Below are 18325 nucleotides of genomic sequence, written 5' to 3' on the forward strand. Positions count from 1 at the left end.
CTTTCCTCTACCCCGTCGATCGGGGGAGAGGTGGCTCGGCGAAGCCGAGACGGAGTGGGGGTCGACCAGCGCTGCATAAGACAATGCATGCGCCAAGCTGCCATGCACGCTATCGCCAAAGACCAGCCCGCTTGGAAATGTGTGCATGCCGTAGCCCGTTTTACGGGGAGAAGGTGCCCGAAGGGCGGGGCGGCGCCGACGTCTGAAGCTGCTCAGAGCCCCAGTTGCGCCCGCAGCTCCTCGGCGCTGTTGATGACGATCGCGCCGGCCGGGCCTTCCATCGGCGCCTCCGGCCAGAAGATCGTCTTCATGCCCGCAGCCAGTCCGGCCATGGCGCCTGTCAGGCTGTCGTCGACGGCAAAAGCATCCGCCGGATCGACGCCGGCGAGATAGGCGGCGCGCAGGAATGGTTCGGGAAGCGGCTTGCCGTCAATCACGTCATTGCGGCTGACCGTCATCATGCCCGGATAGGTGAGGCCGACGGCGCGCAGATTGGCGTCAACGATCAGCCGGTCGGAGTTGGACACCACCGCCTGCTCGACGCCGAGCGCGCGCAATTCGTTGAACACCTCGATCGCGCCGGGGCGTGGCTTCAGCGTTTCGGCCAGCGGCAAATAGTGGTCATATTTGCGCACGATCCAATCGTCGAAGCGCAGTGCGAGGCCGAACTCGTCGCGCAGCATTTCGTAGACCGGCCATGCCGCGATGCCCAGCACGCGCTGATGCAGGTCGGGCGGCGGGGCGATGCCGACGCTGCGCAGCGCCGCCACAAGTGCCGCCTCGTGCAGCGGCTCGCTGTCGACCAGCGTCCCGTCCATATCCCAGAAAACGGCTTTCGGCGTCATGCGCGGCTCCCTTCGCCGATCCCCTTAATCGGTTTCCCGGTGGAGATAAACCGTCCCGCCGGCAAATGGTTGGGCAAGCGGCGGATTGATCCTTCGGGATCAGGAAAACTGCCAAGCAATTGCTCTTTCGATAGACAATTGCGCGTCGGCGCAATCGCTGTAAGCTATGGCGCCCGTTTCAGCATTCTGCGGGCTGGGAGGCGAGACGTGAATTCGCGACAGGAAATCGGCAGCACCAGGTTGGACGACGCCGCGCGCGCCGGCTGGCTTTATTATGTTGCCGGCAACACGCAGGACCAGATCGCCGCCAAGCTCGGCATCTCCAGGCAGACGGCGCAGCGGCTGGTATCGCTCGCCATGTCGGAGGGCCTGATCAAGGTGCGGGTCGATCATCCGATCGCCAACTGCCTGGACCTCGCCGCGCGGCTTAAGTCGCGCTTCGCGCTCGACCTTGTCGAAGTGGTGCCGAGCGACCCGACGTCGAGCTCGACGACGATCGGCATCGCGGAGGCGGCCGCGGCCGAGATCGAACGCCGGCTGCGCTCCGAGGCTCCCATCGTCATGGCGATCGGCACCGGGCGCACGCTGAAGGCGGCGATCGAGCAACTGCCGCCGATGGACTGCCCGCAGCACAAGGTCGTGTCCTTGACCGGCAACATCTCGCCCGATGGCTCGGCCGCCTTCTACAACGTCATCTTCACCATGGCCGACCGCGTCAAGGCGCGGTCATTCCCGATGCCGCTGCCGGTCATTGCGTCCTCGCCGGAAGAGCGCGAGATGCTGCTCAACCAGCCGATGATCCAGCCTACATTGGCGCTGGCGGCCGAGGCCGATGTCACCTTCGTCGGCATCGGCGATCTCGGGCCCAAGGCCCCGCTCTACGAGGACGGCTTCATTTCCGAAAACGAGTTGAAGGCGCTGCAGAAGGCAGGCGGGATCGCCGAGATCGTCGGCTGGGTGTACGACCGCGAAGGCCGCATGATCGAAGGCATCACCAACGATCGCGTGTCTTCCGCCGCGCTGCCGTCGCGGGAAAGGTCGCTGGTCATCGCTCTGGCCATGGGCGAACGCAAGCTGGCGGGCATCCTGGCCGCCGTCAACCGCCGGCTGGTCAACGGCCTCATCACCGACGAACGCACGGCCGAAGCACTGCTTGCCGGCTGATTGCCCATAAAAAGTGCCGGGCTATTGCGAGCGGCCGCGCGGATCGTTGCCGTCGAGAAAACCCATGTCGCGCTGCAGATGCTCGGAAAATTCCCGGACATCGAGATAGCCGCGCCTGCGGCCCGAAAACCTTGCAAATTCCCGCAGGAGCGTGAAAAACCAGCCTTGTGCCGGGGTGGAAACGAGCTTTTCCTGAACCGTGACCATGATCGTCAGCCTTCGCAATGCTTGAACTGGATTGATCGTCGACCCCAAATATGGTCTGGCCGCTTCGTGCTTCCAATCAAACCTCGATCATGACCCATAAGGAGGCCTTATGCCCGATCTCAGCTCTCCGCAGCTTGCGCCCCTGCCGCCGCTGCAGGCGATCCGAGTGTTCGAGGCGGTGGCCAGGCACCTGTCCTTCACCAAGGCCGCGCAGGAGCTGGGCATGACCCAGGCGGCTGCGAGCTACCAGATCAAGCTGCTCGAGGAGCGCATCGGCGCGCCGCTGTTCCTGCGCCGTCCACGGCAGATCGAGTTGACCGAGCCCGGCCAGCGCCTGGCGCCCGCCGTCAGCGAAGCCTTCGCTATCCTGGGTCAGGCCTATGCCGCGGCGCGCGGTGGCGCCGACGGCCTGCTCTGCATCACCACCGTGCTGACCTTTGCCTCGAACTGGCTGGCGCAGCATCTGGGCGCGTTCCAACTCGCGCATCCGGCACTTGCCGTGGGGGGGGGCACGTCGAGCCGCCTGACCGATTTCGCGCGCGAGGATGTCGATCTCGCCATCCGCTCCGGCGCCGGCAAATGGCCGGGCCTGGAGGCGCATAAGCTGCTCGATGCCGATTTCACGCCGATGCTGAGCCCGAAGCTCGCGGCGAGCATCGGCGGCGTCAGGGAGCCGGCGGACCTGTTGCGCCTGCCGATCCTCGACCCCGGCGACATCTGGTGGACGCAATGGTTCGAGGCCGCCGGGGTGACCGGGCACGACCTCGCCAAACGGCCGGGCTCCAGCATGGGCGCGCAGGCCTATGAAGCGAACGCGGCCATGGCCGGCCATGGCGTTGCGATCCTGACCAGGTCGTTGTTCAAGAACGAGATCGCCGACGGTCGCCTGATCCAGCCCTTCGACCTCGTCGGCGACGACGGCCATGCCTATTGGCTGGTCTATCCGACGGCGCGCCGCAACGTGCCGAAGATCCGCGCCTTCCGCGACTGGCTCCTGGCCGAGATCGCCTGCCCGTAAGCCAATCGCCCTGACGTTCCTCCTCCCTAGGATACCGGCGCGTCGCCCGACCGGGTCGCGCGGCATCATTTCTGCTGCGCTGCAGCACAGATTCAGGGTTGACATAATTCACGCCAAGTGAGTAATTGCTCAGAGCCAAGGCAAATGCTCATCTTGGTTTATGGGAGGAATTTGATGAAACTTCGCACGCTCACCCTGGGCCTGTTGTCGGCCAGCGCCCTCGCTTTCGCCGCGCATGCCGAATCCATCACCATCGCCACCGTCAACAATGGCGACATGGTCCGCATGCAGAAGCTGACGGACGACTTCACCAAGGCCAACCCCGACATCCAGCTCAACTGGGTGACGCTTGAAGAGAACGTGCTGCGCGAGCGCGTCACGACCGATATCGCCACCAAGGGCGGCCAGTACGACGTCATGACCATCGGCACCTACGAGGTTCCGATCTGGGCAAAGCAGAGCTGGCTCCTGCCGCTCGACAAGCTCGGCGACGACTATGACGTCAAGGACATCATCCCGGCCATCGCCGGCGGCCTTTCGGTCGACGGCAAGCTCTATGCCGCGCCCTTCTACGGCGAGAGCTCCTTCGTCATGTACCGCAAGGACCTGATGGAGAAAGCGGGCTTGAAGATGCCCGACGCGCCGACCTGGGACTTCATCAAGCAGGCCGCCGACAAGATGACCGACCGCGCCAATGGCGTGAATGGCGTGTGCCTGCGCGGCAAGGCCGGCTGGGGCGAGAACATGGCCTTCCTCACCGCCATGTCGAACTCCTTCGGCGCCCGCTGGTTCGACGAGAACTGGAAGCCGCAGTTCGATCAGCCGGAATGGAAGAACACGTTGCAGTTCTATGTCGACCTGATGAAAGCCGACGGTCCGGAAGGCGCTTCCTCCAACGGCTTCAACGAGAACCTGGCGCTGTTCCAGCAGGGAAAGTGCGGCATGTGGATCGACGCCACCGTCGCGGCGTCCTTCGTCTCCGATCCGAAGGCCTCGAAGGTTGCGGACAAGGTCGGCTATGCGCTGGCGCCCGACAACGGCCTCGGCAAGCGCGGCAACTGGCTGTGGGCATGGTCGCTCGCCATTCCCGCCGGCACCCAGAAGGCCGATGCCGCCGAGAAATTCGTTTCATGGGCGACCTCGAAGCACTATCTCGAGCTCGTCGCCTCGAAGGAGGGCTGGGCCAATGTTCCTCCTGGAACGCGCTCCTCGCTCTACGCCAATCCTGAGTACCAGAAGGCGGCGCCCTTCGCGAAGATGACGCTGGACTCCATCAACGCCGCCGATCCGACGCATCCGACCGTCAAGCCGGTGCCCTATGTCGGCGTGCAGTTCGTCGCCATCCCTGAATTCCAGGGCCTCGGCACCACCGTCGGCCAGCTCTTCTCGGCAGCCCTTGCCGGCCAGTCGAGCGTCGACGACGCGCTGAAGCAGGCTCAGGACGCCGCCACCGCGGCGATGACCGAAGGCGGCTACATCAAGTAAGGCTCCTCCCGGTGCCGAACGCCGGTAGCGCATCATGACCGGCAAGGGGCCGCCCGAAACCCAGTTCGGGCGGCCACCCTTCAAAATCGGGAAAATTCTGGCACGACTCTGAAAATCCGGCTGACCTTGGGAGGGTGACCGTCATGGCTACTCAGCAAACCCGTTCGCTTGCCCGTTTCATGATGGCGCCATCGGTGATCCTGCTGTTCGTCTGGATGATCGTGCCGCTGCTGTTCACGCTGTGGTTCTCGTTCCAGCAATACAATCCGCTGAACCCGATCCGTAACGGCTTTGTCGGCTTCTCGAACTACGCGCTGTTCTATTCCAACCCGGCCTTCCTCTCCTCGATCCTCAACACGCTCATCATCGTTGTCAGCGTGCTGGTCATCACCGTGGTCGGGGGCATCCTTTTGGCGTTGTTGCTCGACCAGCCGATCTGGGGCCAGGGCATCGTGCGCATCCTGGTCATCTCGCCGTTCTTCGTCATGCCGCCGGTCGCGGCGCTGGTCTGGAAGAACATGATCATGCATCCGCAATACGGCGTCTTTGCCGATATAGCGCGCTTTTTCGGCGCCGAGCCGATCGACTGGTTCGGCCAGCATCCGCTGACCGCTATCATCCTCATCGTCGCCTGGCAGTGGCTGCCCTTCGCCACGCTGATCCTGCTGACTTCGCTGCAATCGCTCGACGGCGAGCAGAAGGAAGCGGCCGAGATGGACGGCGCCGGCTTTATTAGCCGGTTCATCTATCTGACGCTGCCGCATATGTCGCGCGCCATCACCGTCGTCATCCTGATCCAGACGATCTTCCTGCTGTCAGTCTATGCCGAGATCCTGGTCACCACCAATGGCGGCCCGGGCTATGCCTCTACCAACCTGCCCTTCCTCGTCTACCAGAAGGCGCTCCTGGAGTTCAAAATCGGTCAGGCGTCCGCTGGCGGCGTGATCGCCGTCATTCTCGCCAACATCGTTGCCTTCTTCGCCATGCGCGCCGTCGGCAAGAACCTGGACAAGTAGGGGGAGACGATGCCGCTTGCGCTGAACCACCCCCACTCCGTCCCGCTGCGCGGGACACCTCTCCCCCTGCCCGGGGGAGAGGAAACGCCTGCATCGAAGCCGCGCCCTTCCTCTACCCCGTCGATCGGGGGAGAGGTGGTTTGCGCAGCAAACCGGAGTGGGGGTCGACCCTGCTGCCAACATCGCCGATACGGGAGGACCTGATCATGGCACGCGCAGTCACCACCCAGCACAAGACCATCGCCACGGCCGCGGCCTGGATCGTCGCCTTGCTGATCTTCTTTCCGATCCTTTATACGATCATCACCTCGTTCAAGTCCGAGCAGGAGGCGATCCAGGGCTTTGCACTGATCCCGTCCGGCACCATGGAGAGCTATGGCGAGGTGCAGGCGCAGAGCGGCTATTTCAAGTTCTTCCTGAACTCGGTGATCCTGTCGGTCGGCTCGACGCTGCTTGCGATCCTGATTGCGGTTCCGGCAGCCTGGTCGATGGCGTTCTCACCGACCAAGCGCACCAAGGACATCCTGATGTGGATGCTGTCCACCAAGATGATGCCGGCCGTCGCGGTGCTGTTCCCGATCTACCTGATCTTCCGCGACACCGGCCTGCTCGACAGCCGCGTCGGCCTCACCGTCATGCTGATGCTGATCAACCTGCCGATCGTGGTCTGGATGCTCTACACCTATTTCCGCGAAATCCCGGGCGAGATCCTGGAAGCGGCGCGGATGGACGGCGCCTCGCTGTGGAACGAGATCATCTATGTGCTGACGCCGATGGCGGTTCCCGGCATCGCCTCGACCATGCTCTTGAACATCATCCTGGCCTGGAACGAGGCGTTCTGGACCATCCGGCTCACCACCACCAATGCCGCGCCGCTGACGGCCTTCATCAGCTCCTTCTCCAGTCCGCAAGGCCTGTTCTGGGCAAAACTGTCAGCGGCCTCGACGCTGGCGATCGCGCCGATCCTGATCATGGGCTGGTTCAGCCAGAAGCAGCTGGTGCGCGGCCTCACCTTTGGCGCCGTGAAGTAGCAACGCCCAAGCGGCGGACGACGAAGACCATCCCCGGGAGGAAACCATGGGAAACATCGCGCTCAAGAACGTCTCCAAGTCCTTCGGGTCGACGACGATCATTCCGAACATCGACCTCAACATCGAGGACGGCGAGTTCGTGGTGTTCGTCGGCCCGTCGGGTTGCGGCAAGTCCACGCTGCTCAGGCTGATCGCCGGGCTCGAGGACACCAGCGGCGGCGCCATCAGCATCGATGGCCGCGATGTAACCCGCGAGGCGCCGGCCAAGCGCAAGCTTGCCATGGTGTTCCAGTCCTACGCGCTCTATCCGCATATGACGGTTGCCAAGAACATCGCCTTCCCGCTGAAGATGGCCGGCGAAGACCAGGCGACCATCGACAAGAAGGTGAAGGACGCCGCGCGTATCTTGAACCTCACCAACTATCTCGAGCGCCGCCCAGGCCAGCTGTCCGGCGGCCAGCGCCAGCGCGTCGCCATCGGCCGCGCCATCGTACGCCAGCCTTCGGCCTTCCTATTCGACGAGCCGCTGTCCAACCTCGACGCTGCGCTTCGCGGCACCATGCGGCTCGAGATCAGCGAGCTGCATCATCAGTTGAAGACGACGATGATCTACGTCACCCACGACCAGGTCGAAGCCATGACCATGGCCGACAAGATCGTCGTGCTCAATGCCGGCAACATCGAGCAGGTCGGCTCGCCGATGGAGCTTTACAAGACGCCGAAGAACCTCTTCGTCGCGGGCTTCATCGGCTCGCCCAAGATGAACATGATCGAAGGCGCGCCGGCGGAGAAATACGGTGCCAAGACCATCGGCATCCGGCCCGAGCATCTCAACATCTCGACCTCGGCGGGCGACTGGAAGGCGACAGTGGGCGTTGCCGAGCACCTCGGCTCCGACACTTTCCTGCACGTCCAGGCGGACGGCATCGGCACCATCAATGTCCGCGCCGACGGCGAGGTCGCGGTGAAGCATGGCGACACCGTCTATCTGACCCCCGACAAGGCCAAGCTCCATCGCTTCGGCGCCGACGGCAAGGCGCTGGTGCAGTGAGGTTGAAAGGCAAATCGGCGCTGATCACCGGATCGGCGCGCGGCATCGGCAGGGCCTTCGCCGAAGCCTATGCGCGCGAAGGCGCGACAGTCGCAATTGCCGATATCGACATTGAAGCGGCGGAAGCGACGGCGAAAGCGATCGGTTCTGCCGCCTACGCGATCAGGCTCGACGTCACGGACCAGGCTTCGATCGAGGCGGCGGTGAAGGCAGTCGAAGTGAACGCCGGCGGCCTCGACGTGCTGATCAACAACGCGGCGATCTTCGACCTCGCGCCGATCGTCGAGATAACGAGGGCGAGCTACGAAAAACTGTTCGCGGTCAATGTCGCCGGCACGCTCTTCATGCTGCAGGCGGCTGCCCGTTCGATGATCGCGCGTGGCAAAGGCGGCAGGATCATCAACATGGCGAGCCAGGCCGGTCGCCGCGGCGAGCCGCTGGTCGCGGTCTACTGCGCCACCAAGGCCGCCGTCATCTCGCTCACCCAATCGGCCGGGCTCGACCTGATCAAGCATCGCATCAACGTCAACGGCATCGCGCCGGGTGTCGTCGACAGCGACATGTGGGACCAGGTCGATGCGCTCTTCGCAAAATATGAGAACCGGCCCAAGGGCGAGAAGAAGCGGCTGGTCGGCGAAGGCGTGCCTTACGGTCGCATGGGCAAGCCGGAAGATCTCGCCGGCATGGCCGTGTTCCTCGCCAGTGACGAGGCCGAATACATCGTCGCCCAGACCTACAATGTCGACGGCGGCCAATGGATGAGTTGAGGGGGAGGCGCTTCTCTTCTTTCCTCCGGAGAAGACGCCATGGGGCAGGTGAGGGGCAGCATACTGGAATACCGGGTGTTGCCCCTCATCCTCGCCATCCGAAGGAGGCGGAACAGTCGGGCTGCAGATCGGCCAAAGGGTAAATGAGATGACCGTAAGACTCTCTTCCTCCAACCTCGCCATGCTGCCGGCAAAGGTCGCCGGCCCGAAATATGACCGCTCCACCCTGAAGGCGGGCATCGTCCATTTCGGCGTCGGCAACTTCCATCGCTCGCATCAGGCGGTCTATCTCGACGACCTGTTCGGCACCGGCGAGGGCCATGACTGGGCGCTGATCGGCGCCGGCGTGTTCGAAGGCGAGAAGATCGGTCGCGCCAAGCTGCAGGAACAGGACTGGCTGACCACCGTCGTCGAGCAGGATCAGGGTCATATGGGCGCCCGCGTCACCGGCGCCATGATCGATTTCCTCACGCCCGGCGATGCGGCTGCGATCATCGAGCGGCTTGCCGATCCGGCGATCAAGATCGTGTCGCTCACCATCACCGAGGGCGGCTATTTCATCGACCCGGCCTCCGGCAAATTCAACCCGGCCCATCCCGATATTGTCGCCGACGCACAGCCGGGCGCTGTGCCGAAGACCGTCTTCGGCATCATCCTTGCCGGGCTGTTGCGCCGGCGGGCCGACGGCATCGTGCCGTTCACCGTCATGTCCTGCGACAACATCCCCCATAACGGCCACGTCACCTCCGACGGCGTCATCGGCCTTGCGCGGCTGATCGACCAGGACCTCGCCAAATGGGTGGAGGACAAGGTCGCCTTCCCGAATGGCATGGTCGATCGCATCACCCCTGCCACCACCGACCGCGAGCGCAAGATCCTCGCCGACGATTTCGGGCTGGAGGACAATTGGCCGGTGTTCTGCGAGCCGTTCAAGCAATGGGTGCTGGAGGACCATTTCACCGCCGGCCGCCCGGCGTTGGAAAAGGTAGGCGTGCAATTCGTCAAGGATGTCTCGCCTTACGAGCTGATGAAGATACGCATCCTCAATGGCGGTCACGCCACGATCGCTTATCCGGCCGGGCTGATGGACATCCATTTCGTGCATGAAGCCATGCAGGAGCCGCTGGTGCGCGCCTTCCTGTCGAAGCTCGAGCATGACGAGATCATCCCGACCGTGCCGCCGGTCCCGGATACGGATCTGGAGGACTACTATCAGCTGATCGAGCGGCGCTTCTCCAATCCCAAGATCGGCGACACCATTCGCCGGCTTTGCCTTGACGGCTCCAACCGTCAGCCGAAATTCATCATCCCGACGATCGCCGACCGGCTGAAGATGGGCGAGGGCGTCGCCGGCCTCGCGCTGGAATCGGCCCTGTGGTGCCGCTATTGCTTCGGCACCACCGACAGCGGCGCCGTCATCGAGCCGAACGATCCGAGCTGGGACCGCATGCAAGCGACCGCGAAGGCGGCCAAGGACGATCCGCAGGCTTGGCTGGCGATGGAGGACATCTATGGCGATGTCGGCCGCTCGTCCGTCTTCGCCGAGGCCTTCGCCCACGCCTTGAAGGTCCTGTGGGCGCACGGCGCGCGCGAAACCCTGACGCGTTACCTCGCCGGCAAGCTCTGAAAGCGCCGGACGCAGCAGCCATGACGCCGGAACTGGTCATCTTCGACTGTGACGGCGTGCTGGTCGACAGCGAGGCGCTTTCGGTCTCGGCGCTGCTCGGCATGATCGAGCTCGCCGGCGGCACGGTGAGCGAGGATGCCGCCTACGAGCATTTCCTGGGCAAGAGCATGAAGAGCGTGCGCGAGATTCTCGGCCGCGATTTCGGGCTCGAGATCAGCGACCGGCATCTGACCGCCATGCGCGTCGACCTGATGCGCAAATTCCGTGAGGAATTGAAGCCGATCCCAAGCGTCAAGGAGGTGCTGCCGAAGCTCGGCCGGCCCTTCTGCGTCGCGTCGTCCGGCACGCTGGAGCGCATCCGCTATGCGCTCGACGTCACCGGCCTGCTTCCGCTGCTGGAGCCGCATCTGTTCAGCGCCAGCATGGTCGAACGCGGCAAGCCCGCGCCCGACCTTTTCCTTCATGCCGCGGCAAGCATGCAGGCGCGTCCTCGCAATTGTCTGGTCATCGAGGACAGCCCGGCCGGTGTTGCCGCCGCCCGCGCGGCGGGCATGTACGTCTTTGCCTTCACCGGCGGCTCGCATGCTTCCAATCCCGCCCTGAAGGCGCGGCTTGCGTCGACGGAACCGGACTTTATATTCGCTGACATGCTGCAATTGCCCGATTTGATTGCAGGCCTGGGAGCGAGAGAAAAAGCATCTTGATCAAGAGTTTCGTTTGCGCGGTCGATGTCGGCACCGGGAGCGCGCGCGCGGGCATTCTCGACGCGCGCGGCAACCTGCTCGGCCGCGCCGATCATCCGATCGCCATGCATCAGCCCAAGCCCGATCATGCCGAGCACGATTCGGAAGATATCTGGTCGGCGGTGTGCAAATCCGTGCGGTCCGCGCTCCAAAAATCCGGCGTCGCCGCCGGCGATATCGCCGGCATCTCTTTCGACGCGACCTGCTCGCTGGTCGCGCGCGACAGGCAGGGCGGCCAGCTCAGCGTCTCGGTCACGGGCGAGAAGCGCTGGGACACGATGGTCTGGCTCGATCACCGCGCCATCGCCGAGGCCGATGAATGCACCGCAAGCGGCCACGCCGTGCTCGATTATATCGGCGGTGTGATGTCGCCGGAGATGGAAACGCCGAAGCTGATGTGGCTGAAGCGTCATCTGCCGAGCACATGGAATGAAGCCGGCTATCTATTCGATCTCGCCGATTTCCTGACCTGGAAGGCATCGGGCTCGCTCGCCCGCTCGCAATGCACGCTGACGGCGAAATGGACCTATCTCGCGCATGAGGAAAAAAGCTGGCGGCGCGATTTTTTCGAGTTGGTCGGCCTCGGCGACCTGTTCGAGCACGGCAATCTGCCGGAAAAGGCAAGCCCGGTCGGCGCCGATATCGGTCCGCTGACGGCGAAGGCCGCGGCCGAGCTCGGCCTCACCGAAAAATGCCGGGTCGGCGCCGGCGTCATCGATGCCTATGCCGGCGCGCTTGGCGTTTTGGGCGGTTTTGCGGGAGACGAGAGGAACATCAGCCGGCATTTGGCGCTGATCGCCGGCACATCGTCCTGCGTCATGGCGATGTCGCAAGACCCGCAGCCCTTTGCTGGCGTCTGGGGCCCTTATTACGGCGCGGCTTTGCCGAGGCTGTGGCTGTCGGAAGGCGGCCAGTCGGCCACCGGCGCGCTGCTCGACCACATCATCCGCTGGCATGGCGCCGGCGGCGAGCCGGACGCGGCCATGCATATGAAGATCGCCAGGCGCGTCGCCGAGCTGCGCGCCGAGGATGGCGACGCGCTGGCGGCAAGGCTGCATGTGCTGCCGGATTTCCACGGCAACCGTTCGCCGCTCGCCGACCCGCACGCCGTCGGCGTCATCAGCGGCCTGACGCTCGATTCCTCCTTCGACAGCCTGTGCAAGCTCTACTGGCGCACCGCCGTCGGCATCGCGCTCGGCGTGCGCCATGTGCTCGAGGCGCTGAACGAGAACGGTTATCTGATCGATACGCTGCATGTCACCGGCGGCCACACCAAGAACCCGCTTCTGATGGAACTTTATGCCGACGCCACCGGCTGCACGGTGGTCGAGCCGCTGGCCGACGAGGCGGTGCTGCTCGGCACCGGCATGGTGGCGGCGACCGCCGCAGGTCTCTACCCTGACCTCAACGCGGCCTGTGTCGCCATGCAGCAGGGCGGCAGGACGCGCGCCCCCAACAAGCAAGCCGGCGCCCGCTTCGACCGCGACTACCGCATCTTCCTCGAAATGCACCGCCAGCGGCAGGCGCTCGACGCGATCGGGTAGCTTCCATCAATGCAATTCCGGCTACGCCATGCACACATCTTCTGTGACTGGCGTGACGGATCAGGCCGAGGCTTGATTGCCGCGTGGTTCCCCCAATCCGTCGCTGCTTCGCAGCGCCACCTTTCCCCCCTCCGGAGGGAAAGGAAGGGAGCCTTGCTGGACGAGCGTTGGCGGCAAAAAGCTCGGCGCCTTTCCTCTCCCCGGTCGATCGGGGAGAGGTGGCTCGGCGAAGCCGAGACGGAGTGGGGGTCGACCAGCGCAGCGTAAGACAATGCATGCGCCAAGCTGCCATGCACGCTATCGCCCAAAGACCAGCCGCTTGGGAAATGTGTGCATCCCCTAGCGCTCCACAGGGAGAAATGCCCAGTTCATCCTCCGAAGCTGCTGCGGAGGACGGGCAGGACAATGAGGGGCAGCGCCAGCCATTCAGGATGGAAAGCTATCCGACGAACTGCCTCGCCAGAATCAGGACAGCGGCTCCAGCCAGAAACATCGCCATCAGGCCACCGCGCAGCGACACCAGCACGGTGACGATCAACGCCGCCCATTCGGCGGGTCCAGCATGCAGCAGCTCCGGCGCGACGAGGGTCGTCAGCACCGCGGCCGGCACGGCGTTGAGGCCGGCCTCGACGCGGGGATGGATCGTCTCGAAGCGCGAGATGACGAGGTGGCCGCCGATTCGGGTCAGATAGGTGGCGACGGCGCCGGCCAGGATGATCCAGAAGGTCGCGCTCATGGCCGCTTGCCCACGCCGCTGTGATGCGGCGGTAGGATCACCGCCAGGAGAACGCCGGCGACCGCGCCGATCGAGACATGCCAGGGCGAGCCGACGGTCCGATAGGCGATGATCGAGGCGACGGCGCTGGCGGCGACGACAGGGCCCCAGAGCGGCCGTTTGCGGAAGCCGAGCACCAGGCCGAGGAAATAGATCGGCAAAAGGAAATCGATGCCCAGCGCATGCGTGTCCGGGATCATCTTGCCGAACACCGCGCCCAATCCGCTTTCGATCACCCAAAACGCATAGACCGGCAGGCCGAGCCCGAGATACCAGACGAAGCCGACGGGCCGGCCGGACTCGGCCCTTGCCTCAGCGATGGCGAATTGCGGATCCGTCAGGATGAAATAGCCGAGCGCCTGCTGGAGCACCGGCCAATGCGCGATGCGCCTGCCGATGCCGGCCGAATAGAGCACGTGGCGAAAGTTCACCGCGAAGATCGACAGCACGATCAGCCATGGCGCGACATGCTGGCCGAACAGTTCGATGCCGACCATCTGGCTGGCGCCGCCATAGATCATGGCGCTCATCAGGAAGGCTTCGAGGACGGAAAACCCATTGTCGACGGCGATCGTGCCGAACAGGATCGCGAACGGCGCGGAGGCGACGACCACCGGCATTGAAAGCCGCACGCCGTCCCAGAAATCGCCGCCCGTTCTGCCTTCAGAGATTGCTTCCGCTGCCATGCGCCGCTCCTCGTGCATGTCGCCCAGAAGTGCGCAGCGGTTCTGGGACAACGACATGCATCAACAAAAGACTTAAAGCGCGTCGCCTGGATTCGTTCAGCGCACGCGCTTTAAGAGCGGCTTGATTTAGAGAGCGTCGCCTCCAATGTCACACCAATTCGCTTGACCCAGCGATCAGCGGAACTGATCGCCGGGTTGCGAAACGTTGGAAATCTTCAGGCAGCTCAGCTGACGAAATAGCGCTGCCACTCGAAGTCCGTGATATGCGAGGCCTGCCAGACATCGAAGGCCGCCTGCTCGGCGCGGCGGCTTTCGGCGTAGTTGTCGCGGAACGCTTCGCCGAACGCCTCGGCGCAGAAATCGGATGCGGCGAAGGCTTCAATAGAAGCATTCAGCGTGCGCGGCAGCTTCGGCTTGTCGAGATTGGCGAGGTTGCTCGTCACCGGCGCCTCGAGCGGCAAATCCTTCTCGATGCCTTCGCAGCCGGCCGCCAGGATCGCGGCGATCGAGAGATAGGGATTGACGTCGGCGCCAGGCGCCCGGTGCTCGAACCGGCACGCGGCATCGTTCGGCGTGGTGATGGCGCGGATCGGCGCGGTGCGGTTCTCGAAGCCCCAGGCGACGTCTTCCGGCGACCACGCGCCGCGATCGAAGCGGCGGTAGGAGTTGACCGTCGGCCGGAAGAAAATATGGGTCTCCTGCATGCGGTTGAGCACGCCGGCGAGGAATTTCTCGGCGACCGGCGTCAGCCGGTTCGGTCCAGCCGCGAAGGCCGGCTTGCCGTCCCGCCACAGGCTGACATGATGGTGCGCGCCGCAGGCGCTTTCCTTGCCCGGCGGCTGGAAGCGCGTCATGAAGGTCGCCACCAAGCCACGCTCGGCGCACAGCTCGCGCAGATGCAGCTTGGCGCGCATCGCGGCATCCGCCGCCGCCAACGCGCTCTTCGGCGTTAGCGCGTATTCATACATGCCGTAGCCATATTCGGTCACCAGCGAGGCGACGCCGATGTCGATGCTCTTCATGCGCGTAATGAATTCGGCGGCGAAATCCTGGTATTCGCCACTGCGCACGAGGTCGTAGTTGATCAGCGAATGGCCCCATGGCTTCAGCTCGCGACAACGGCCGGCGCGCATCAGATCATGGTCGGCGTGGAAAATGCCGAACTCGTATTCGAGCGCGAATTTCGGCTCATAGCCAAGCGCCCTCGCGCGCTCCTCGACGCGCGCCAGCACGCCGCGCGGGTCATACGGACAGACGGCGCCGTCCAGCATGTAGGAGCGCGTGATGGCGGAAGCGAATTTCGGCTTCCAGCCATGCTGCACCACCGTATCCGGATCGATGATACCCTTGATGTTGGGAAAGCCGTTCTCCTCATTGGCGCTCGGCGAGGCGAAGGCGACGTCGCCCATCGGCTGGCCGTCGCCATGCGTGACGCAATAGAGGATGGCATTGATCGACTCACCGGCTGTGGAGAGCTTCAGCGGCGCGATCTTGGAGCGTACGACGCCCGACGTGTCGACGGTATGCACCTCGACGAACTCGACGCCGCGCGATGCAAGCTCGGCCTGCAGCGCCTCGAGCTTCGGCGCATACGCCGCCACCCTGTCCTCAAATTCCACGTTCAACCTCCACCACGAAAAGCTATTTGGCGTTGCGCCGCAACAGGAGCGACAGCAGCTCGTCGAGCTCATGCCGGCCGCTGATGCCGCTCGGCCGGAACGCCATGCAAAGCACGATGACAACGCCGAGCGCCACGCCCGACAGGCCGAGCAGCTGCGGCATCTGGATACCCGCGACCGTCACGCCGGACTCGATGCTGCGGATGAATTCCAGCCCGATCGAAAGCACGATGACGCCGGTGACCGCGCCAGTCACCGTTGCCATGCCGCCGAGGATCAGCATCGCCAGCGTGTTGAAGATCATCTGGAAATAGAACAGTTTTGGGCTGATCGTGCCGGCGAAATAGGCGTAGAGCACGCCGGCGAGCCCGCAGATCAGCGCCGACAGCACCCATGACATGAGCCGCAGTTTCTTCGCATCGATGCCGAGCGCAGCCGCAGCCTGAGGGCTCTGCGCGCTGGCCCGCAGCTGCAAGCCCCAGCGGCTGTCCTTGAACAGTCGCGCCGCCACGATCGCCATCACCGCGAAGACCAGCATCCACGGCAGGCCGACCACTTTCGGAATGCCGAAGAAAGCCTGGTTGCCCTTGAACAGATTGGTCCAGTTGAGGAAAACCGAATGGACGATGATGAGCAGCGCCAGGCTGACGATGGTCGCAGCGACCCCCGACAGCCGGCTGATCACCTTGCCGCTGACCAGCGCCACGATGCCGACCACCAAGAGCGCAATGAGCGCCGACGAAACCGGATCGAGCTCCAGCGTCGCAAAGCCGAACGGCGCGTTGGGGATCGACAGCTTCTTCATGGCAAGCGGCGTCGACAGGATGGCGACGCTATAGGCGCCGAGCCCGACAAAGGCGCTGTGGCCGAGATTGGCGATGTTGGAATTGCCCATGAACACTTGCAGGCCGACCACGACGATCAGGTTTACGAAGGCGCCGAGTGCGAGGAAGGTGTAGTAGGTCGGCGCGAAGTTCAGCACCAGGAGCCCGATCGCCAGCACCGGCAGCGCTGTCACCAGCCCGCCGATCAGCGAGCGGAGGATCGCGTTGCCGGGCTGCGCGGTGGCGGCCGGCGCCGCCATCTGTTCGACCGCTTGCGAGAGTTCGGAGCCTGCCACGTCAGATCTCCCGCCCTAAATCTCTTTGTCGCCGAGTTCGATGCGCTGGCCGAGCAGGCCTTCCGGCCGGTAGACGAGCAGCGCGACGATGATGGCGTAGGTGAGCGCGTCCCGGAAGCCCGCATATTCCTGCGGCAGCGCGACGAGCAGGCCGACTTCGATGAAGCCGAGCAGCATGCCGCCGACCGCAGCACCCGGCAACGAGCCGAAGCCCCCGATGACGCAGGCGACAAAGGCCTTCAGCACCAGGCCGAAGCCGAGATCGGGTGAGACGCTGCCGCGCCGCGCCAGGATGAAGACGGCGGCGATGCCCGCCAGCGCGCCCGAAATCGCAAACGCCGTGGCAATCACCCGGTTTGCCTTGATCCCCATCAGCCGCACGGTGGCGAAGTCGCGCGAGGCAGCGCGAATGGCGAGCCCGAGCGTCGAGCGGTTGAGGAAGAACACGAGCGCAAGGATGGTCAGGCCCGATACGACCAGTTCCATCACTTGCAGCGAGGAGACGGCGAAGGGGCCGAAGAACCACATCTGGTTCAAGCCGTTGAGGATCGAGACCGACTGCGGCTTTGGCGAGATCAAAAGCATGAAAAGGTTCTGCACCACGATCGACACGCCAAAGGCGGTGAGCAGCCCGGTGGTGGTCGGCGCATAGCGCACCGGCCGGAAGGCGACGCGTTCGAACACCACCGCCGCCAGCGCCGCCATGCCGACGGCAAGCAGCACCGCGACGAAGGGCGAGGTCAGCCCGAGCGCGGCGGCCAGGAACACGCTGTAGGCCGAGACACCAATGATCTCGCCATGGGCGAAATTCACCAGGCCCATGATCGAGAAGACGACGGCGAGCCCGAGCGCCACCAGGGAATATTCCGCACCGAAGGCGAGCGCGTTGAGGAGTTGCTGCAAGGCGTAATCCATCGCCGCCTACCCGCCGATATAAAGGTTGAACAGGCCGTGCTCGTCGGCGAGTCTGGCCGGCGGTCCGTCATAGCGCAGCGTGCCCGAGCTCACGACATAGACGCGGTCGGCGAAGCGCAGCGCCTGCTTGGCGTTCTGCTCGACCACCAGCAGCGTCAGCCCTTGCGCCTTGAGTTCGCCGATGAAATCGAAGATGCGCGCTACGATCTTGGGCGCGAGCCCGAGCGACGGCTCGTCGAGCAGCAGCAGCTTCGGCCGCGACATCAGCGAACGGGCGATCGCCAGCATCTGCTGCTCGCCGCCCGAAAGCGTGCCGGCCGCCTGGCCGAAGCGTTCGGACAGCACCGGGAACAGCGACAGGAACCGCTCGATATCCTGGCGCACGCCGGCGGGGTCGCGCCTTGTCGCGGCTCCTAGCCGCAGGTTCTCGCCGACGCTCAGGTTGGAGAAGATGTGCCGGCCTTCCGGCGTCGCGGTCAGTCCGGCACGGATGCGGTCCTCGGTGCGGACATGCGAGATGTCCTTGCCGTCGAGCACGATGTGCCCTGAAGCTGGCGTCACCAGACCGGTCAGCGCGTTGATGGTCGAGCTCTTGCCGGCGCCGTTGGGCCCGAGCAGGGCGACAAGCTCGCCCTGCCCGACCTCGAGCGACAACTCGCGCACCGCCGTGACGGCGCCATAGCGCACGACAAGCTTCTCGACCTTCAGCACG

At 64.4% G+C, this 18325-nt stretch carries 18 protein-coding genes; 10 read left to right on the forward strand and 8 right to left on the reverse strand.

Going from position 1 to position 18325, the window contains the following annotated elements; genetic code table 11:
• Positions 1 to 212: 212 nt before the first annotated feature.
• Entirely contained in the window at positions 213 to 845 is a 633-nt protein-coding gene (locus tag LB525_RS12175) for an HAD family hydrolase (protein WP_224544806.1), read from the reverse strand.
• 207 nt (positions 846 to 1052) lie between these two features.
• Between LB525_RS12175 and LB525_RS12180 the strand changes: the two genes are divergently transcribed.
• A complete protein-coding gene (locus LB525_RS12180) occupies positions 1053 to 2009 on the forward strand; it encodes a sugar-binding transcriptional regulator (RefSeq protein WP_095768100.1) in 957 nt (318 codons plus the stop codon).
• A gap of 21 nt (positions 2010 to 2030) precedes the next feature.
• Here the strand turns inward: LB525_RS12180 and LB525_RS12185 are convergent, their stop codons facing one another.
• Positions 2031 to 2216, reverse strand: a complete 186-nt coding sequence (locus LB525_RS12185; RefSeq protein ID WP_095768101.1) for a hypothetical protein — start codon at positions 2214 to 2216, stop codon at positions 2031 to 2033.
• Positions 2217 to 2325: 109 nt separating this feature from the next.
• Here LB525_RS12185 and LB525_RS12190 point away from each other — a divergent pair, with 109 nt between their 5' ends.
• From LB525_RS12190 to LB525_RS12230, 9 genes are all read left to right on the forward strand, one after another.
• Positions 2326 to 3234, forward strand: a complete 909-nt coding sequence (locus LB525_RS12190; RefSeq protein ID WP_224544807.1) for a LysR substrate-binding domain-containing protein — start codon at positions 2326 to 2328, stop codon at positions 3232 to 3234.
• A gap of 174 nt (positions 3235 to 3408) precedes the next feature.
• Complete coding sequence (locus tag LB525_RS12195) at positions 3409 to 4719, forward strand: ABC transporter substrate-binding protein (protein WP_095768216.1); 1311 nt, start codon at positions 3409 to 3411, stop codon at positions 4717 to 4719.
• 143 nt (positions 4720 to 4862) lie between these two features.
• A complete protein-coding gene (locus tag LB525_RS12200; RefSeq protein WP_095768103.1) occupies positions 4863 to 5735 on the forward strand; it encodes a carbohydrate ABC transporter permease in 873 nt (290 codons plus the stop codon).
• 206 nt (positions 5736 to 5941) lie between these two features.
• On the forward strand, positions 5942 to 6766 hold the full coding sequence (locus LB525_RS12205; protein ID WP_224544808.1) for a carbohydrate ABC transporter permease: 825 nt from the start codon (positions 5942 to 5944) through the stop codon (positions 6764 to 6766).
• A 46-nt stretch (positions 6767 to 6812) separates the two neighbouring features.
• On the forward strand, positions 6813 to 7817 hold the full coding sequence (locus LB525_RS12210) for an ABC transporter ATP-binding protein (protein WP_224544809.1): 1005 nt from the start codon (positions 6813 to 6815) through the stop codon (positions 7815 to 7817).
• Positions 7814 to 8584, forward strand: a complete 771-nt coding sequence (locus tag LB525_RS12215) for an L-iditol 2-dehydrogenase (RefSeq protein ID WP_140846392.1) — start codon at positions 7814 to 7816, stop codon at positions 8582 to 8584. Before LB525_RS12210 ends, LB525_RS12215 begins: the two co-directional genes overlap by 4 nt.
• 148 nt (positions 8585 to 8732) lie before the next feature.
• A complete protein-coding gene (locus LB525_RS12220) occupies positions 8733 to 10211 on the forward strand; it encodes a mannitol dehydrogenase family protein (RefSeq protein ID WP_224544810.1) in 1479 nt (492 codons plus the stop codon).
• 20 nt (positions 10212 to 10231) lie between these two features.
• Complete coding sequence (locus LB525_RS12225) at positions 10232 to 10915, forward strand: HAD family hydrolase (protein ID WP_224544811.1); 684 nt, start codon at positions 10232 to 10234, stop codon at positions 10913 to 10915.
• The gene (locus LB525_RS12230) at positions 10912 to 12498 is read left to right on the forward strand and encodes an FGGY-family carbohydrate kinase (RefSeq protein ID WP_224544812.1); all 1587 of its coding nucleotides are present in this window, start codon (positions 10912 to 10914) and stop codon (positions 12496 to 12498) included. Before LB525_RS12225 ends, LB525_RS12230 begins: the two co-directional genes overlap by 4 nt.
• A 439-nt stretch (positions 12499 to 12937) precedes the next feature.
• Here LB525_RS12230 and LB525_RS12235 read toward each other — a convergent pair whose 3' ends face one another.
• From LB525_RS12235 to LB525_RS12260, 6 genes are all read right to left on the reverse strand, one after another.
• On the reverse strand, positions 12938 to 13234 hold the full coding sequence (locus LB525_RS12235) for an AzlD family protein (RefSeq protein ID WP_224544813.1): 297 nt from the start codon (positions 13232 to 13234) through the stop codon (positions 12938 to 12940).
• Complete coding sequence (locus LB525_RS12240; RefSeq protein ID WP_224544814.1) at positions 13231 to 13959, reverse strand: AzlC family ABC transporter permease; 729 nt, start codon at positions 13957 to 13959, stop codon at positions 13231 to 13233. Before LB525_RS12240 ends, LB525_RS12235 begins: the two co-directional genes overlap by 4 nt.
• Positions 13960 to 14183: 224 nt before the next feature.
• Positions 14184 to 15578 carry a glutamine synthetase family protein gene (locus tag LB525_RS12245; RefSeq protein ID WP_224544815.1) on the reverse strand — a complete coding sequence of 465 codons (1395 nt, stop codon included), beginning with the start codon at positions 15576 to 15578 and terminating at the stop codon, positions 14184 to 14186.
• A gap of 22 nt (positions 15579 to 15600) precedes the next feature.
• Complete coding sequence (locus LB525_RS12250; RefSeq protein ID WP_224544816.1) at positions 15601 to 16698, reverse strand: branched-chain amino acid ABC transporter permease; 1098 nt, start codon at positions 16696 to 16698, stop codon at positions 15601 to 15603.
• 15 nt (positions 16699 to 16713) lie between these two features.
• The gene (locus tag LB525_RS12255) at positions 16714 to 17613 is read right to left on the reverse strand and encodes a branched-chain amino acid ABC transporter permease (RefSeq protein WP_224544817.1); all 900 of its coding nucleotides are present in this window, start codon (positions 17611 to 17613) and stop codon (positions 16714 to 16716) included.
• Positions 17614 to 17619: 6 nt separating this feature from the next.
• Positions 17620 to 18324: an ABC transporter ATP-binding protein gene (locus tag LB525_RS12260; RefSeq protein WP_224522854.1), complete on the reverse strand. Its 705-nt coding sequence runs from the start codon at positions 18322 to 18324 to the stop codon at positions 17620 to 17622.
• Between the last annotated feature and the right edge of the window lies 1 nt (position 18325).

The sequence above is a fragment of the Mesorhizobium sp. CA16 genome, assembly GCF_020165175.1.
In the GTDB taxonomy this organism is placed as follows: Bacteria; Pseudomonadota; Alphaproteobacteria; order Rhizobiales; family Rhizobiaceae; genus Mesorhizobium.

Bases quoted from the DNA above. Each gene is read 5' to 3' on its own strand.
- LB525_RS12175 (WP_224544806.1), bottom strand. From the start codon at position 845: ATGACGCCGAAAGCCGTTTTCTGGGATATGGACGGGACGCTGGTCGAC.
- LB525_RS12185 (WP_095768101.1), bottom strand. From the start codon at position 2,216: ATGGTCACGGTTCAGGAAAAGCTCGTTTCCACCCCGGCACAAGGCTGG.
- LB525_RS12190 (WP_224544807.1), top strand. From the start codon at position 2,326: ATGCCCGATCTCAGCTCTCCGCAGCTTGCGCCCCTGCCGCCGCTGCAG.
- LB525_RS12195 (WP_095768216.1), top strand. From the start codon at position 3,409: ATGAAACTTCGCACGCTCACCCTGGGCCTGTTGTCGGCCAGCGCCCTC.
- LB525_RS12200 (WP_095768103.1), top strand. From the start codon at position 4,863: ATGGCTACTCAGCAAACCCGTTCGCTTGCCCGTTTCATGATGGCGCCA.
- LB525_RS12205 (WP_224544808.1), top strand. From the start codon at position 5,942: ATGGCACGCGCAGTCACCACCCAGCACAAGACCATCGCCACGGCCGCG.
- LB525_RS12210 (WP_224544809.1), top strand. From the start codon at position 6,813: ATGGGAAACATCGCGCTCAAGAACGTCTCCAAGTCCTTCGGGTCGACG.
- LB525_RS12220 (WP_224544810.1), top strand. From the start codon at position 8,733: ATGACCGTAAGACTCTCTTCCTCCAACCTCGCCATGCTGCCGGCAAAG.
- LB525_RS12225 (WP_224544811.1), top strand. From the start codon at position 10,232: ATGACGCCGGAACTGGTCATCTTCGACTGTGACGGCGTGCTGGTCGAC.
- LB525_RS12235 (WP_224544813.1), bottom strand. From the start codon at position 13,234: ATGAGCGCGACCTTCTGGATCATCCTGGCCGGCGCCGTCGCCACCTAT.
- LB525_RS12240 (WP_224544814.1), bottom strand. From the start codon at position 13,959: ATGGCAGCGGAAGCAATCTCTGAAGGCAGAACGGGCGGCGATTTCTGG.
- LB525_RS12255 (WP_224544817.1), bottom strand. From the start codon at position 17,613: ATGGATTACGCCTTGCAGCAACTCCTCAACGCGCTCGCCTTCGGTGCG.